General features: G+C 65.3%; 15 protein-coding genes and 1 riboswitch. Of the genes, 5 read left to right on the forward strand and 10 right to left on the reverse strand.

The window, feature by feature from the left end; genetic code table 11:
- Positions 1 to 143: 143 nt before the first annotated feature.
- The 6 genes from dksA to KT882_RS03450 form a co-directional block, all read right to left on the reverse strand.
- Positions 144 to 596: an RNA polymerase-binding protein DksA gene (gene dksA, locus KT882_RS03425; protein ID WP_161074550.1), complete on the reverse strand. Its 453-nt coding sequence runs from the start codon at positions 594 to 596 to the stop codon at positions 144 to 146.
- A 121-nt stretch (positions 597 to 717) separates the two neighbouring features.
- Positions 718 to 1,770, reverse strand: a complete 1,053-nt coding sequence (locus KT882_RS03430) for a CobW family GTP-binding protein (RefSeq protein ID WP_161074549.1) — start codon at positions 1,768 to 1,770, stop codon at positions 718 to 720.
- Between the two features lie 105 nt (positions 1,771 to 1,875).
- The gene (locus KT882_RS03435) at positions 1,876 to 2,805 is read right to left on the reverse strand and encodes a tyrosine recombinase XerC (protein WP_161074548.1); all 930 of its coding nucleotides are present in this window, start codon (positions 2,803 to 2,805) and stop codon (positions 1,876 to 1,878) included.
- Between the two features lie 7 nt (positions 2,806 to 2,812).
- Positions 2,813 to 3,481 carry a DUF484 family protein gene (locus KT882_RS03440; RefSeq protein WP_161074547.1) on the reverse strand — a complete coding sequence of 223 codons (669 nt, stop codon included), beginning with the start codon at positions 3,479 to 3,481 and terminating at the stop codon, positions 2,813 to 2,815.
- Positions 3,482 to 3,577: 96 nt separating this feature from the next.
- Entirely contained in the window at positions 3,578 to 4,873 is a 1,296-nt protein-coding gene (locus KT882_RS03445; RefSeq protein WP_161074546.1) for a porin, read from the reverse strand.
- A 222-nt stretch (positions 4,874 to 5,095) separates the two neighbouring features.
- Positions 5,096 to 6,172, reverse strand: coding sequence for a porin (locus KT882_RS03450; protein WP_161074545.1), 1,077 nt, complete (start codon positions 6,170 to 6,172; stop codon positions 5,096 to 5,098).
- A 533-nt stretch (positions 6,173 to 6,705) separates the two neighbouring features.
- Between KT882_RS03450 and KT882_RS03455 the strand changes: the two genes are divergently transcribed.
- Positions 6,706 to 8,304, forward strand: a complete 1,599-nt coding sequence (locus KT882_RS03455; protein ID WP_321170320.1) for a tetratricopeptide repeat protein — start codon at positions 6,706 to 6,708, stop codon at positions 8,302 to 8,304.
- On the opposite strand, the gene dapF is transcribed toward KT882_RS03455, so the two are convergent.
- Genes dapF through KT882_RS03470 form a run of 3 tightly spaced genes read right to left on the reverse strand, consistent with a single transcriptional unit; the run spans position 8,301 to position 10,931 of the window.
- Positions 8,301 to 9,164, reverse strand: coding sequence for a diaminopimelate epimerase (gene dapF, locus KT882_RS03460; RefSeq protein ID WP_161071530.1), 864 nt, complete (start codon positions 9,162 to 9,164; stop codon positions 8,301 to 8,303). The two genes, KT882_RS03455 and dapF, sit on opposite strands and share 4 nt — an antisense overlap.
- A gap of 13 nt (positions 9,165 to 9,177) precedes the next feature.
- Positions 9,178 to 10,080 (reverse strand): LpxL/LpxP family acyltransferase, encoded by a 903-nt coding sequence (locus KT882_RS03465; protein WP_228894415.1) that lies wholly within the window; start codon positions 10,078 to 10,080, stop codon positions 9,178 to 9,180.
- A complete protein-coding gene (locus tag KT882_RS03470) occupies positions 10,077 to 10,931 on the reverse strand; it encodes a lysophospholipid acyltransferase family protein (protein ID WP_161071528.1) in 855 nt (284 codons plus the stop codon). Before KT882_RS03470 ends, KT882_RS03465 begins: the two co-directional genes overlap by 4 nt.
- Before the next feature lie 187 nt (positions 10,932 to 11,118).
- Between KT882_RS03470 and metK the strand changes: the two genes are divergently transcribed.
- The 4 genes from metK to metF all read left to right on the forward strand — a co-directional run bounded on the left by metK (position 11,119) and on the right by metF (position 15,138).
- The gene (gene metK / locus KT882_RS03475; RefSeq protein WP_228894416.1) at positions 11,119 to 12,285 is read left to right on the forward strand and encodes a methionine adenosyltransferase; all 1,167 of its coding nucleotides are present in this window, start codon (positions 11,119 to 11,121) and stop codon (positions 12,283 to 12,285) included.
- A gap of 53 nt (positions 12,286 to 12,338) precedes the next feature.
- A riboswitch (S-adenosyl-L-homocysteine riboswitch) is annotated at positions 12,339 to 12,409 on the forward strand.
- Positions 12,410 to 12,436: 27 nt separating this feature from the next.
- Positions 12,437 to 13,852 carry an adenosylhomocysteinase gene (ahcY, locus tag KT882_RS03480; protein ID WP_161071526.1) on the forward strand — a complete coding sequence of 472 codons (1,416 nt, stop codon included), beginning with the start codon at positions 12,437 to 12,439 and terminating at the stop codon, positions 13,850 to 13,852.
- 115 nt (positions 13,853 to 13,967) lie between these two features.
- Positions 13,968 to 14,324 (forward strand): phage holin family protein, encoded by a 357-nt coding sequence (locus KT882_RS03485; protein ID WP_161071525.1) that lies wholly within the window; start codon positions 13,968 to 13,970, stop codon positions 14,322 to 14,324.
- Positions 14,311 to 15,138: a methylenetetrahydrofolate reductase [NAD(P)H] gene (gene metF / locus KT882_RS03490; RefSeq protein ID WP_161071524.1), complete on the forward strand. Its 828-nt coding sequence runs from the start codon at positions 14,311 to 14,313 to the stop codon at positions 15,136 to 15,138. Before KT882_RS03485 ends, metF begins: the two co-directional genes overlap by 14 nt.
- A 75-nt stretch (positions 15,139 to 15,213) precedes the next feature.
- Here metF and KT882_RS03495 read toward each other — a convergent pair whose 3' ends face one another.
- Positions 15,214 to 15,828 (reverse strand): 5-formyltetrahydrofolate cyclo-ligase, encoded by a 615-nt coding sequence (locus KT882_RS03495; RefSeq protein WP_161071523.1) that lies wholly within the window; start codon positions 15,826 to 15,828, stop codon positions 15,214 to 15,216.
- Positions 15,829 to 15,864 lie beyond the last annotated feature (36 nt).

Raw genomic sequence — 15,864 nt, forward strand, 5'->3', positions numbered from 1 at the left:
GTTCCTCGCTATGCTGGACTCCTAGTGTAGCCCAAGAGCAAGCCGGAAAACAAAAAAAGCATGCGGTGTGGCCGGCATGCTTTTTGGGGAGTGAGCCGCCCGCCTGCGTCCATACGCCGGGGTGGCTGGCGGCGGCGGACTGCTTAGTCGCCGTACAGCTTTTGCTTCAGTTCACGGCGCTGCTGCGCTTCCAGCGACAGGGTGGCGGTCGGACGGGCGATCAGGCGTGGAATGCCGATCGGCTCGCCGGTTTCTTCGCACCAGCCATATTCGTTGTTATCGATGGCGACGATGGATTGCTGCACTTTCTTCAGCAGCTTGCGCTCGCGGTCGCGGGTGCGCAGTTCCAGTGCGTGTTCTTCCTCGATGGTCGCGCGGTCGGCAGGGTCCGGCACCAGCACGGTTTCGCGCAGGTGTTCGGTCGTCTCGCCGGCATTTTTCAGCAGCTCTTTTTCCAAGGATTGCAGCTTGGCCTTGAAAAACGCCATTTGCGCCGGATTCATGTAGTCGGCTTCGCCCATTTTCAGAATTTCTTCTTCCGTGAGGAGGCGGACTTCTTCGATAGCGGCGGGGGTCGATTTATTAGTTTTAGTCATCACTTCGCTTACCTTCGATACGACAGAGTTTTCAAATTTTCAGTTGCGCGATTGCTGGCAACCGCACCGGAACGTTACTTTGTTACCTGCACCAACCGGCACCCCACAAAACCCGGTTAGTTTATACCAAACATTGTTCCAATCCGCTAATAAAGATGTCTTTCGGTAGATTTTTGCCAATAAATACCATTTTGCTGCCACGTTCTTCGCCTTCGGCCCATTTGGCGCCCAGGTCGCTGCCCATCAGCTGGTGCACGCCCTGGAACACCACCTTGCGCTCGGCGCCCTGCATCAACAATACGCCTTTGTAGCGCAACATGCGAGGACCGTACACATTGACGAGTCCGCCCAGGAATTCGTCCAGTTTGGCGCTGTCGAAGGGACGCGTGCTTTTGAAGACGAAGGCGGCGATGTCGTCGGTGTGGCGGCTGTGGTGGTGGTCGTGGGCGTGGCTGGGGTGGTTGCAGTGCTCGCCATGCTCGTGGTCGTGGTCGTGGTGGTCGTGGCCGTGTTCTTCGGCGGCCAGGAAGTCCGGGTCCAGTTCCAGCTTCTCGTTCAGGTTGAAGCCTTTCAGGTCCAGCACCTCGGCGATGGGCGCGCTGCCGAAGTTGGACTGGCTGATGGGCGCGCGCGGGTTGATGCGCTTCAGGCGCGGCAGCAGCTCGTCCAGCACGGCCTGGTCCACCAGGTCGGTCTTGGACAGCAGCAGCTTGTCGGCGAAGCCCACCTGGCGCTGCGCTTCCTCGTTGGCGTCCAGCTGCTGCATGGCGTGGCGCGCGTCCACCACGGTGACGATGGCGTCCAGCATGTAGTGGGCGCCCACTTCCTCGTCCACGAAGAAGGTCTGCGCCACCGGGCCGGGATTGGCCAGGCCGGTGGTCTCGATCACCACGCGGTCAAAGTTGAGCTCGCCGGCGTTGCGCTTTTGCGCCAGCGTCGACAGCGCCACGATCAGGTCGCCGCGCACGGTGCAGCAGATGCAGCCGTTGTTCATCTCGACGATCTGCTCCTTGCTGTCCTGCACCAGGATTTCGTTGTCGATGTTTTCCTGGCCGAATTCGTTTTCGATGACGGCAATGCGCATGCCGTGGCTTTCCTGCAGGATGCGGTTGAGCAGCGTGGTCTTGCCCGCGCCGAGGAAGCCGGTGAGGATGGTGGTGGGAATGAGTGCCATGTCAGCTTGCCGATCAGTAGTTGGTGGCCCCCTCGGGGCCGGGATCGAGCGATTATGCCGCAATTTGGGCCAGGCGGCCAAACGCCAGCCTTGACGCAGCGCAGGCTATTTCACTTTGGCGCGCGGATGGGCCTGGTCGTACACCTTGGACAGGTGCTGGAAGTCCAGCGCCGTGTAGACCTGGGTGGAGGCGATGGTGGCGTGGCCCAGCATGTCCTGCACGGCGCGCAGGTCGCCGGACGACTGCAGCAGGTGCGAGGCGAAGGAGTGGCGCAGCATGTGCGGGTGCACGCTGGCCGGCGCGCCGGTGGCCAGGCCGTGCGCTTTCAGGCGCAGCTGCACCACCCGCGGCGACACGCGCGTGCCGCGCGCACTGGTAAACAGCGCGGCGCTGCCGTCGGACGGCGGCGGGCGCACCGCCAGCCAGGCGGCGATGGCGGCCATGGCGGCCTTGCCCACCGGCACCGTGCGGCGCTTGCCGCCCTTGCCCAGCACGGTCACGTCGGCATTGTCCTGCTCCAGCCAGCCCAGCGCCTCCGGGCTGTGGCGCAGGTCCAGCCCGGCCAGCTCGGACACCCGCAGCCCGCTGGAATACATCAGCTCGAACATGGCCTGGTTGCACAGCTCGGCCGGTTCCGGTGCCGCCGCCTGCGCGCGCGCCGTGGTCGACACCAGCCGTACCGCGTCGTCCACCGGCAGGGCCTTGGGCAGGGTTTTGGGGCGTTTGGGGGCGCGCACGCCGTGCGCCGGATTGGCCGCCAGCGGGGTCTGCCCGGCCAGCCAGTCGAAGAAGCCGCGCCAGCTCGACAGCTTGCGGGCGATGGAGCGCGGCCCCAGTTCCTTGCTGTGCAGCCGGGCCGCGTAGCGCCGCGCGTCGGCCTGGCCCAGCGCGTCCCATGGCGTGTCGCCGCTGAGCGCGGCCAGTTCGGCCAGGTCGCGCCGGTAGGCGTCCAGGGTGTGCGCGGACAGCTTGCGCTGCGTGCGCAGCTGCTCGAGGTAGGCGTGCGCCCAGTCGGCTTTGCTGCGCGCGCTCATGGCGGCCTTAGCCGACCAGCGGCGCCAGCGCGGTGCTGGCCGTTTCGCCGATGTGGACCAGGAAGTCGGTCGCCATCAGCGAGGTGAAGCGTTCGGAGTCGGGCGAGCCCAGGATCAGCAGGCCGAAGGTGGCGCCCTTGCTGCCGGCGCTGCCCGGCTTGCGCAGCGGGATGATGACGGTCGACTGCACCGTGCCGGCGTCGTCCAGCCAGCGCACCGCTTCAAAGTCGTTGTTGGCGCCGCAGTAGGGGGCCATCAGGCTGTTGGCGAAGATGCGCGCGTCGTCCGAGGCGCCGGCGGTGAACCACTGGCCGGTGTATTCCGGCTTGGCGCCCCACAGGCGCAGCGTGGCCTGCGGCACGTGGAAGCTGCTCTTCAGGCTGTCGGCCAGCACGCGCGGCATGGCGCCGTCTTCGCGCACCTGCAGCAGGGCCTGGGTCCAGCTGTGGAAGCGGCCGGCGATGGTTTCGTTTTCCTTGGCGTGGCGCGACAGCTCGGCCATGCGCAGCTCCAGCGCCTTGTACTTGTCGCGCATCACTTCCATCTGGCGTTCCTGCAGCGAGACGGCGCGCCCGGTCAGCGGGCTGGAGAGCTTGACCTCGCCGAGCAGGCTGGCGTGCTCCTCGAAGAAGTGCGGGTGGTCGGTCAGGTATTGCAGTACGGCGGTGGCATCCATTGTTCAGCTTGTGGGTTGAGAGCAAGCCACATTCTACCCGACGGCACAATAAAAAAGACGCCCGCAGGCGTCTTTCGGTGTGGTGCGGAAACAGGGTCAGAAGCGGTGGCGCATGCCCACCTGGATGCCCTTGCTCGAATCGCCCGGTTTGGCGGTGAAGCCGCCCGACGCGCTGGCCGCGCCGATGGCGTACTGGCCGTCGTTTTCGTTCTTGATGTAGGCGCCCACCACGTACACGTCGGTGCGCTTGGACAGGTTGTAGTCGTAGCCCAGGCCGTACTGGGTGGCGTCGCTGGCGTCGGCGCGCTTGTCGTCCTGGCGCACCACGGAAGCCATGATGCGGCCGGCGCCCACCTTGTAGTGGAAGCCCACCTGGTAGCTGATCGCGTCCAGCAGGAAGTTGCGCTTCAGCGCGGCGTTGGCCTGGCCGGCCAGCAGCGTGTTCAGCGGCGCCGGGAAGGCGGCGAAGGTCGGCGCCAGCAGGTCGCCCGCGTAGCGGATGATGACCGAGTTCTCGTTCTTCTGCTTGTGGGTGCCCAGGAACAGCTTCCAGTTGTCGAAGGCGTAGGAGCCGGCCAGCGTGGTGGTCACCAGGCCGCGCGCGCCGACCTGGTCGGTGCCGTGGTTGTGGGCCAGGCCGACGTCCCAGCCGTTGGCCACGTAGCGCACATTGGCGCCCCAGGAGCGCTTGTCCATGCCGATGTAGCCCGATTTCTCGGTGCCGTACATGGCGGCGGCCTTGATGCCGTTCGGCAGTTCGATGCGGTACTGGATCGACTTGTCGGAGCGGATCGCCACGCCGGCCGTCAGCAGGCCGCCGGTGCCGCCCACGATGCCGCCCCAGCCTGCCGCCGTGCCCGACTCGAACACGTCGCCGGCGTTCAGCACCTCATAGCCCGGGGTGTACATGCGGCCCAGCAGGATGGCGCCCACCGGCGTGACCAGGCCGACCATGGAGGTGCGGTCGAACAGCGCGTTGGTGATGTTGACGTTGATGGCGGGGTTGAGCGCGCCCTGCACGCCGGCCTTCAGCTTTTCGGCCGTGGCGGCGCCGCCGGCGGCGGCCGGCACGGTGAAGTTCAGGCCTTCGGTCAGCGCGAAGGTGGGGTTGCTGCTCAGGTTGCCGGTTTGCTGGCGGCCGTTGTCCAGTTCCACGCGCGCTTCCAGGTTGAAGATGGCTTTGTAGCCGCCGCCCATGTCCTCGGTGCCGCGGAAGCCGAGGCGCGAGCCGTCGGCAATGCCGCTGACCAGTTTGACCTTGGAGTCCTGGCCGCCGTTTTTCACATACATGACGCCGGCATCGGCGATGCCGTAGATCTGGACCGAGGATTGCGCCATGGCAGGCGCGGCGAAGCATGCGGCGATACCCGCTGCGAGCAGTTTAGTTTTCATGCAGTCTCCAAAAGATTGATTTGTTTTTTTATTCTCAAAATAGTACGTGCGTACTAATCCGGTGCAACCAATATGACACGGCAATCGGGCCTTGTACAGAAAGCCATGTTGCTTCCTGATGCGCAGTTGCAAAAAAGTCACAGCGCCCTAGGCTATTGTTTTGCAAGGCAAAAAAAACGGACCCGCGTGGGGTCCGTCCGGTTCAGCTGAAGCGCGCGCGCATCAGAAGTTGTGGTGGATACCAACCGAATAGTGGTTGACCGTGCTGTCGTTGGTGGTGGCGGTGGTGGCCGGCAGCGGGGTCTTCTTGTTCGACAGGTCGAAGTAGATATAGGTGCGGGTCGAGATGTTGTACTCGTAGCCGATCGACGCCTGCTTGGTCTTCAGGATGCGGTCCGGCGTCTTCACGCCATAGCCCAGCAGCAGCTTGCCCGGACCCATGGTGTAGTTGGCGCCGATAATCCAGGCGTCGGTCTCGTGGTTGGCGGCGTTGGGCAGCACGGTGTGGTCCATGTCCTGCTTCTGGTAGGTCGCCATCAGTTTCAGGGCCGGCATCGGCTTGTACGACGCGCCCACCGACCACAGCTTGGTTTCGATCGCGTTGCGCTCATAGGCGGCGTAGGCGGCGAACTGGTTCAGCGTGTAGGTGGCGCTGGCGCCCCATGGATTGGCGGACGGCAGGGCGTTGACGCCGTACTGCGGCGCCAGCGTGGTGCCGCGGCCGACGATGGCCACGGTGTTGCCCAGCGCTTCCTTGGCGCCCACGGCCACGTTGAGCTGGAAGCCGTTGATCACCGGGGTGTTGTACCACACGGCGTTCGAGAAGCGGTTGCCCGAGGTGCCCGGTGGCGCCAGCGGATCGCTGGTGTAGCCGGCCACTTGCAGATTGGTCTGGTAGCCGGCCACGGCAGGCACGCCGCTCCATGGCTCGAAGGCGGTCGAGGTTTCCTGGAACGGGGTCAGGCCGCGGCCCAGGCGCACCGTACCGAAGTCGCCCTGCAGGCCGACGCGGCTCTGGCCCTGGAACAGCGGACGGCTGTTGGCGCCCGAGGTGCTTTCTATGGTGCCGGTGTCCGGCTCGTAGCGGATCTCCAGCTGGAACAGGGCCTTCAGGCCGCTGCCCAGGTCTTCCACGCCGCGGAAGCCGAGTTTGTTGTTGTCGCGTTTGCCGATCTGGGCGGTGGTGCCGGTGGTTTTCGAAACGCCGGCATCGACGGTGCCGTAAATAGTGACAGACGATTGCGCATGAGCTCCAGCGAAGGCGCCCATGAGTGCCAGGGCCACTAATGATTTTTTCATTTGTTCTTCCTTTTATGATTAATCGATCAAAGAGCTTTTAAAACATGAGCTGCTGGATGAGTCTCTGCATACGGCAGCCGTCTGCTCTGAACCTTAATTGCTCGCTGCGCTCACGGCGAAGGATTGGTCGATTATGAGGGCTAGTATTGGTCGAAAGCCAAAAAAATGTGGTTTCGTGTTGTATTTTTGAAACGCTTGAATAGCTGTCCACTGCATGCTGGGCGGCAAGGTTTCCTTTCGTTTAGTTAATGGGATTGCAATTAGCGTACACGCTTTGCCGTGCAGCGGAATTTGAGCTATATCAAACACTTAGCATTTAACGGCTAACACGATAGGCAATAAAGCGACACTAGCCCTTACTGCGCTAGTTGGAATGTGGCAAGATCAAGCCATAACTAGGCGACCGGGCAATGACCTGGTTCGCCATACCGCTGCGTTTTTCTTGAATGAATCATATTAATAGTGGAACGATGGCAAATCGTGAAGAACTAGTAATGATCAGAGGGGCGCGCGCTGGAGACTCCCAATGCCAATTGGCGCTGGGGAAACTGTATTTGTTCGGTGGCGCCAGTCTGCCGCAAAGCCTGCCTACTGCCCTGCATTGGCTGCACCGCGCCGCCAAGCAGGGACGGGACGAGGCATGGCGGCTGATCGGCAACCACGTGGGATATGAACACGCACAGCACAGCCGCGAAGCCATCCTGCCCTGGTACGAGCGGGCCTGGGAGGCCGGCGTGCTGCCGGCCGGCCTGGTGCTGGCCCAGCTGGTACTGAATGCGCCGCCGGGCGAAACCGACACGGCCAGCGCGCTGGGCGCCCTGGGCGCCTTGGGCGCGGCCGCCGCCGGCGCCCGCTCCTCGCTGCGCGCCAAGGCCATGCAGGCGCTGGACGCGGCGGTGCGGGCCGGCCTGCCGGAAGCGCTGCGCCTGGTGGCCCAGCAGCAGCGGCCGGCCGCCGCGCCGGCGCCGCTTTCCCAGCAGCGGCAGCCGCCGCCGCATCCGGCGCCGGCGGGTGCGCCTGTGCTGGTCAGCACGCTGGCCTATGTGGCGCTGGACGAAGCCTGGGGCACGCAGCCGCGCGCCGTCTTTCTCGAACAGGCGCTGCCGCTGGTGCGCCAGCTGCTGCGCGACGCGCCGCTGGACGCCGAGGCGGCGCGCGCCGCCGGCTGGCAGATCGCGCCGCAGCAGGTGCAGCTGCTGGCGCGCTGCGCGCGGGCGCTGGCCGGTGCCGCCACCGGGGCGGACGCGAATATGGAGCTGGACCCGGAAGCGGATGCGGAGGGCATCGGCATGCGCTGCCGCGAACTGGCCGCGCACGGCGGCGAACGCATCGCCCAGCTGTCGCTGGGGCTGTGGTTTGCGCGCATGAACCGGGACGGCGAGCGCGTGCACGGCGGCATCGCGGCGGCCAATTTCAAGCGCGCCATCCGCTGGCTGACCCTGGCCGGCGAGCAGGGCCTGGCGGACGCCTGGTTCGCGCTGTCGCGCATCTATTTAAAACCGGAATTTTCCCAGCGCAGCGTCAGCGAGGCGCAGGCTTGCCTGGAGCGCGCCGCCGACCTGGGCCACAGCGCGGCGCAGCTGGAATGCGGCATGCACGCCTGGCGCACCCGGCGCGGCGGCGGGCAGAACGACGTGCGCGCGGCCTACTGGCTGCAGAAGGCGGCCGCCCAGGGCTGCGCGGAGGCGCAGGCGGCGCTGCGGCGCATCGCGCCGGACAGCGGCGGCGGCTGGGCCGCCAGCCTGCCGGGCCTGAGCCGGGAATTGCTGGGCAACCAGCCTTTGCTGGCGGCGCGGGTGGAACTGGCGGGATGGTTCGGCCTGAGCCGGGCCGAAGCGCTGCTGCTGGATGTGAAGGCGGCCGACCACGGCCATTGCCTGGTGGTCGACATCCGCGCCAGCTACGGGCGCGGCAAGCGCCGCCTGGTGTTGGTGAGCAACGCCCAGCAGCGCCAGGCGCTGGACCGCATCAGCCGCCTGTTCGACAGCGTGGATGCCGGCCTGGACGGGCCGGAAGGCAATTACCGCCAGCGCCTGTACCGGCTGAAAACCTGGCTGCTCGAGGATGAGGCCGAAGCCGAAGGCGAGCGCGGCGAGGACGGCGCGCCCGGCGCCCGGCTGCAGGCCGCTTAGATCTCGATCTCGCCTTCGTACACCGTCACGGCCGGGCCGGTCAGATACACCGGCTGGCCTTCGCCGGCCCAGGCGATGGCCAGTTGGCCGCCGCGCGCGTCCACCGTCACCGGCGAATCGAGCAGGCCGCGGCGGATGCCGGCCACCACGGCCGCGCAGGTGCCGGTGCCGCAGGCCAGCGTTTCGCCCACGCCGCGCTCGAACACGCGCAGGCGGATGTGCTGGCGGTTCAGCAGCTGCATAAAGCCGGCGTTGACCCGGCGCGGGAAGCGCGGATGGTGCTCGATCAGCGGCCCGGTCAGCTCCACCGGGGCCGTGTCCACGTCGCCCACCAGCTGCACCGCATGCGGGTTGCCCATCGACACCACCGACACCAGCACGGTTTCCTTGTCGCCGCCCAGTTCCAGCACCAGCGGCCACAGCGTGTCGCGGCCCTCCGCCACGCCGTCCAGGCCGTCCGCGTCGAAGGGCACGCGGGCCGGCTCGAGCACGGGCGCGCCCATGTCCACCGTCACGTTGCCGTTGTCCTCCAGGCGCGGCGCGATAATGCCGGCCATGGTCTCCACGCTGATGCTGCGCTTGTCGGTCAGGCCTTTTTGCGAGACGAATTTGGCGAAGGCGCGCGCGCCGTTGCCGCACTGTTCGACTTCGCCGCCGTCGCTGTTGAAGATGCGGTAGCGGAAGTCGCAGCCCGGCTGGGTCGGCTTCTCCACCACCAGCATCTGGTCCGCGCCCACGCCGAAGCGGCGGTCGCCCAGCTGTTTCCATTGCGCGGGCGTCAAGTCGATCTGCTGGCTGATGGCGTCGATGACCACGAAGTCATTGCCGGCGCCGTGCATCTTGGTGAATTTGAGTTTCATAGTCAGTTGGTTTTTAGCGGGCCTTGCCGTAGAAGGAAGGCTCGCCGTTGGGACGCGTCTTGAAGCGCTTATGCGTCCAGAAATATTCGGCCGGGGCCTCGCGCACGCGCTCCTCGATAAAGGCGTTCATGCGGCGCGTCGCCTCCACCATGTCGGGACCGGGGTAATTATCCCATGGCGCATAGAATTTTACCTGCCAGCCCTGGTAATCGGGCAGGAAGGTGGAGATCACCGGCATCACCTGGGCGCCGGTGGCCGCCGCGATGCGGGCCGTGGCCGACAGCGTGGCCGCCTGCACGCCGAAGAAGGGCACGAACTCGGCGTCCTTCTCGCCGAAATCCATGTCCGGCAGCATGAAATAGGGCAGCTTTTCCTTCAGCGCGCGCAGGATGGGCTTGATGCCGTCCAGGCGGGTGAACAGGCGCACCGGCTTGAAGCGGGCGCGGCCGTCGCGCAGCACCTTGTCGAACACGGCGTTCTTCTGCTGCACATACATGGACGAGGCCGAGGCCTGCATGGCGATGGCCGCGCCGGCCACGTCCAGGCAGACGAAGTGCGGGCACAGCAAAATGGTGGGCTGGCCCGTCATGGCCGCCACCGGGATGCCGGCCGACTCCGGGTGCGCGCCGTCGTAGGACACCACCTTGATCAGGCGCTGCAGGCGCTGCTCGGAGGCCCACCACAGGATGGAGCGCTCGAACACGCTGCGCGCATAGGACTGGAAGTGGCGCCGCGCCAGCGCGGTGCGCTCGGCCTCGGACAGCTCGGGCAGGCACAGGCGCAGGTTGACCAGGGTGATGTCGCGGCGCGGCTTCATGATGATGAACAGCAGCGAACCGACCGCCGTGCCGAAGCGGCCCAGCACCGGCAGCGGCAGCCAGTGCAGCAGCCACATGAATCCCAGCAGCAGCCTCATGGCGCCTCCGCCTTGGCGGCGGCGGCCGCCGCGCCGGCCGGCACCTTGTAGCGGTTGTAGCTCCAGTAGTACTGCGCCGGGGCGCGCGCGATCAGCCGCTCCATGGCGGCGTTGATGGCGCGCGCCTGCTCGGCGGTGCTGCCGTCCAGCGCGCCCTCGAAGGGCACGAAGCGGATCACATAGCCGCGCCCGAACGGCAGCCGCTCGGCGTAGGTGACGATGACCACCGCGTCGCCCATCTGCGCCAGCTTGGCCGGCAGGGTCATGGTGTAGGCGCCGCGGCCGAAGAAATCGGCGAACACGCCTTCGCCCTCCTGCGGCACCTGGTCCGGCAGCAGGCCGATCGGCAGGCCTTTTTTCAGCGTCTTGGCCAGCATGCGCACACCGGACATATTGGCCGGCGCCAGCAGCAGGTTTTTGCGCGCGCGCGCGCCCTCGATCAGCGGCTTGAGCGCGGCCTGTTTCGGCGGCCGGTACATCACCATCAGCTCGGTGCGCAGCGCGATTTCCTGCGCAACAATTTCAAAACAGCCAAGGTGTGGCGTCAGGAACACAATGCCGCGCCCGGCGTCCAGCGCGCCCTGCACCAGCTCCCAGTTCTCGGTGGTGGCGTGGCGCGACACGCGCTCCGGTGGCGCGCACCAGATAAACGGCAATTCCAGTATGCTTTTACCAGCCTCGGCAATGGCGGCGCCCAGGTGGCGCTCGAAGCCGGCTTGGCGCATATGCTCGCGCATGCGGCGGCGGTGCGAGGGCGACAGCAGGTAAACCAGCCAGCCGAGCGCGGCGCCCAGCGCATGCAGCACGGGCAGGGGAAAGACGGAAAGTAGGCGGAATAGGGTGACAAGCATGGATGATTCAGATCAGGCAAAAAGCTTTGCCTTGCCAAAAGTTTTTAAAAGAAGCGTAAAATACCACGTATGAAGGAACCGCTGAGTTAACAGACAACTTGCGAAGCGGAATATAAATATCGCTAAAGCGTCGCAAGCCGTATTGGTTGTTGCGACATGTTTACCAAACCAGTATCAGGAGCTTGCAATGTCGAACGACTATCTCTTCACCTCGGAATCCGTCTCCGAAGGCCACCCGGACAAGGTGGCCGACCAAATTTCCGACGCCATCCTCGACGCCATCCTGGCGCAAGACCCGAGAGCGCGCGTGGCCGCCGAAACCCTGTGCAACACCGGCCTGGTGGTGCTGGCAGGCGAGATTACCACGTTCGCCAACGTTGATTATATTCAAGTGGCGCGCGAAACCATCAAGCGCATCGGCTACGACAACACCGACTACGGCATCGACTACAAGGGCTGCGCCGTGATGGTGTGCTACGACAAGCAGTCGCCGGACATCGCCCAGGGCGTGGACGAAGGCGCGGGCCTGGACCTGGACCAGGGCGCCGGCGACCAGGGCCTGATGTTCGGCTACGCCTGCGACGAAACCCCGGAACTGATGCCGGCCGCGATCTACTACTCGCACCGCCTGGTCGAGCGCCAGTCGCAGCTGCGCAAGGACGGCCGCCTGCCATGGCTGCGTCCGGACGCCAAGTCGCAAGTGACGCTGCGCTACGTCGACGGCCGCCCGGTGGCGGTCGACACCGTGGTGCTGTCGACCCAGCACGCGCCTGAAGTGAGCCACAAGCAGATCGAAGAAGCCGTGATCGAAGAGATCATCAAGCCGGTGCTGCCGGCCGGCTGGCTGAAGGACACCAAATTCCTGGTCAACCCGACCGGCCGCTTCGTCATCGGCGGCCCGCAGGGCGACTGCGGCCTGACCGGCCGCAAGATCATCGTCGACACCTACGGCGGCGCAGCCCCGCACGGCGGCGGCGCGTTCTCCGGCAAGGATCCGTCCAAGGTGGACCGTTCGGCCGCCTACGCCGCGCGCTACGTGGCCAAGAACATCGTGGCCGCCGGCCTGGCGCGCCAGTGCCAGGTGCAGGTATCGTACGCCATCGGCATCGCCCGCCCGATCAACATCACCGTCTACACCGAAGGCACGGGCGTGATTTCGGACGACGCGATCGCCAAGCTGGTGCTGGAGCACTTCGACCTGCGTCCGAAAGGCATCGTGCAGATGCTGGACCTGCTGCGTCCGATCTACCAGAAGACCGCCGCCTACGGCCACTTCGGCCGCGAAGAGCCGGAATTCACCTGGGAGCGCACCGACAAGGTCGCCGCCCTGCGCGCCGCCGCCGGCCTGAACTAATGTTGTATCGCCGCCGCGCCATGCAGGCGCGGCGGTTTTTCTGCTAGAATTCCCTTCCCGAGGAGCGCTGCGACCCGCCTACAAGGCAGGCCAGGCTCGGAAATCAACACCGCGCTCACGTTACTTTTTTCAACACTGAAAGGAGGGCGTGATGAACGCCGTACTCAAATCCGCACAAGACTACATCATCGCTGACATCGGCCTGGCCGCATGGGGCGAAAAAGAAATCAAGATCGCCGAAACCGAAATGCCCGGCCTGATGGCCATCCGCGAAGAATTCGCGGCCGCGCAGCCGCTGAAGGGCGCGCGCATCACCGGTTCGCTGCACATGACCATCCAGACCGCCGTGCTGATCCGCACGCTGGAAGCGCTGGGCGCGCAAGTGCGCTGGGCCTCGTGCAACATCTACTCCACCCAGGACCACGCCGCCGCCGCCATCGCCGCCGCCGGCACCCCGGTGTTCGCCGTCAAGGGCGAGAACCTGGACGAATACTGGGAATACACCCACCGCATCTTCGAATGGCCGGGCGAGGGCGTGTACTCCAACATGATCCTGGACGACGGCGGCGACGCCACCCTGCTGCTGCACCTGGGCACCCGCGCCGAAACCGACATCTCGGTGCTGGCCAACCCCGGCTCGGAAGAAGAAATCTGCCTGTTCAACTCGATCAAGGCCCACCTGGCGAAAGACGCCACCTGGTACTCCAAGCGCCTGCCGGCCATCCTGGGCGTGACCGAGGAAACCACCACCGGCGTGCACCGCCTGTACCAGATGCACAAGGAAGGCAAGCTGGCTTTCCCTGCGATCAACGTCAACGATTCCGTCACCAAGTCCAAGTTCGACAACCTGTACGGCTGCCGCGAATCGCTGGTGGACGGCATCAAGCGCGCCACCGACGTCATGATCGCCGGCAAGATCGCCGTCATCGCCGGCTACGGCGACGTGGGCAAGGGCTCGGCGCAAGCCATGCGCGCGCTGTCGGCGCAAGTGTGGGTCACCGAAATCGATCCGATCTGCGCACTGCAGGCGGCGATGGAAGGCTACCGCGTCGTGACCATGGACTACGCCGCCGAACACGGCGACATCTTCGTCACCTGCACCGGCAACTATCACATCCTGACCGAACAGCACATGCTGGCCATGAAAGACCAGGCCATCGTCTGCAACATCGGCCACTTCGACAACGAGATCGACGTTGCCGCGCTGAAGAAATACCAGTGGGACAACATCAAGCCACAGGTCGACCACGTGATCTTCCCTAGCGGCAAGCGCATCATCCTGCTGGCCGAAGGCCGCCTGGTGAACCTGGGCTGCGGCACGGGCCACCCGTCGTACGTGATGTCGTCCTCGTTCGCCAACCAGACCATCGCCCAGATCGAACTGTTCGTGAACACCAAGGACTACCCGGTCGGCGTGTACGTGCTGCCCAAGCACCTGGACGAAAAAGTCGCCCGCCTGCAACTGCGCAAGCTGAACGCGCAGCTGACCGAGCTGACCGAAGAGCAGGCCGCCTACATCAATGTGAAAAAAGAAGGCCCTTACAAGCCTGAACACTACCGTTATTAATCGGCACAGGCGGGTTACGCTACGCTAACCCGCCCCACGGTCCCTTGCGGACCGCGTGCCGTAGGGCGGGTTAGGCGCACGCCGTCACCCGCCGGCTCCGTTGCGAGGCTTATCTATGCGTTTGGTCCTTACCTGGTTAATCAATGCCGCGGCGCTGTTCGCCGTGCCCTACCTGATGCATTCCGTCGATGTCACAAGCATAGGCGCAGCCCTGGTCGCAGCCTTAGTGCTGGGCCTGGTTAACACACTGATACGTCCCGTCCTGCTGCTGCTCACCCTGCCTGTGACGGTGCTGTCGCTGGGCCTGTTCATCCTGGTCATCAACGGCTTCATGTTCTGGCTGGTGGCGCACTGGGTCGACGGCTTCCACGTGGACAGCTTCTGGGCTGCCATGGGCGGCGCGATACTCTACAGTGTGATTTCCTGGGCGCTATCCACCTTACTTCTGAAGAATGCCGATGGACACCCATAATTTCAGTATTGAATTCTTTCCGCCCAAGACGGCGGAAGGCGCGGAGAAGCTGCGCGTTGTGCGCGCCAAGCTGTCCGAGCTGCATCCCAAATATTTCTCCGTCACCTTCGGCGCCGGCGGCACCACGCAGACCGGCACGCTGGACACGGTGCGTGAAATCCTCGCCGCAGGCGAAGACGCCGCGCCGCATTTGTCCTGCGTAGGCGGCACGCGCGAATCGATCCGCGCCATCCTGAACGAATACAAATCGCACGGCATCAAGCGCATCGTGGCGCTGCGCGGCGACCTGCCGAGCGGCTACGGCGCCTCGGGCGAGTTCCGCTACGCCAACGAGCTGGTGGAGTTCATCCGCGCCGAAACCGGCGACTGGTTCCACATCGAAGTGGCGGCCTATCCGGAAGTGCACCCGCAGGCCAAGTCGCCGCAGGACGACCTGCTGGCCTTCGAGCGCAAGGTGAAAGCGGGCGCCAACGCCGCCATCACCCAGTACTTCTACAACGCCGACGCGTATTTCCAGTTCGTCGAGCAGACCCGGAAGCTGGGCATCCAGGTGCCCATCGTGGCCGGCATCATGCCGATCACCAACTATACCCAGCTGATGCGCTTCTCCGACATGTGCGGCGCCGAGATCCCGCGCTGGGTGCGCCTGAAGCTGGCCAGCTTCGGCGACGACAGCGCCTCCATCAAGGCCTTCGGCCTGGACGTGGTGACGGGCTTGTGCGAGCGCCTGCTCGCGGGCGGCGCGCCCGGCCTGCACTTCTACAGCATGAACCAGGCCGCCGCCACCACGGCGCTCTGGCAGCGGCTGGTTTAAGGCCGCTGGCGGGTTACGCGCTCCGCGCTAACCCGCCCTACGCCCTGGTACGCGCATGGCTTATCGTAGGGCGGGTTAGGCGCAGCCGTAACCCGCCAGCTCCGTCAGCACCGTATCCAGCGCAATGTCGTGGCTGTCATCCGGAAAGTCGGCCTGCAGGCAGGAGTAGGCAATGCCGACCGTCTCGGGACGCGGCGTGCGCGCCAGCGTCCGGTCATAGAAGCCGCCGCCATAGCCCAGCCGGTAGCCATGCCGGTTGTAGCCCAGGCAGGGCACCAGCAGCGCAGGCGGATACGCCTCCATGCGCAAGTCCGCCGGCACCGCCACCCCCATTGCATCCTTCACCATCGCCTCGCCGATCCGCCAGTGCGCGAACTCCAGCGCCGCGTCCTTTTGCACCACCACCGGCAGCAGCAGCCGCACGCCGCGCCGCGCCAGTTCCGCGTAGGCCGCATGCAGGTCCGGCTCGCCGCTCAGCGGCCAGTACACGCCCAGCACCGCCACCTTGTTTTTGCGCTGCCAGGCCAGCACCTGTTCGCACAGCGCGCGGTCCCATTGCGCGCGCACCTCCGGCGCCAGCGCGCGGCGCGCCGCCAGCATCTGTTTGCGCAGCGCCGATTTCGGGTTGCCGTCCTCTGGCGGAGCTAGGGGCTGGGGTGGGTTGCGTGGTATTCTAGGGTCGCTGCTCATGTCTCGGATATGTCTTGAATTTTTGTGAGAGTCGTA

It is taken from the genome of Pseudoduganella aquatica, assembly GCF_020865585.1.
Classification (GTDB): domain Bacteria; phylum Pseudomonadota; class Gammaproteobacteria; order Burkholderiales; family Burkholderiaceae_D; genus Rugamonas; species Rugamonas aquatica_A.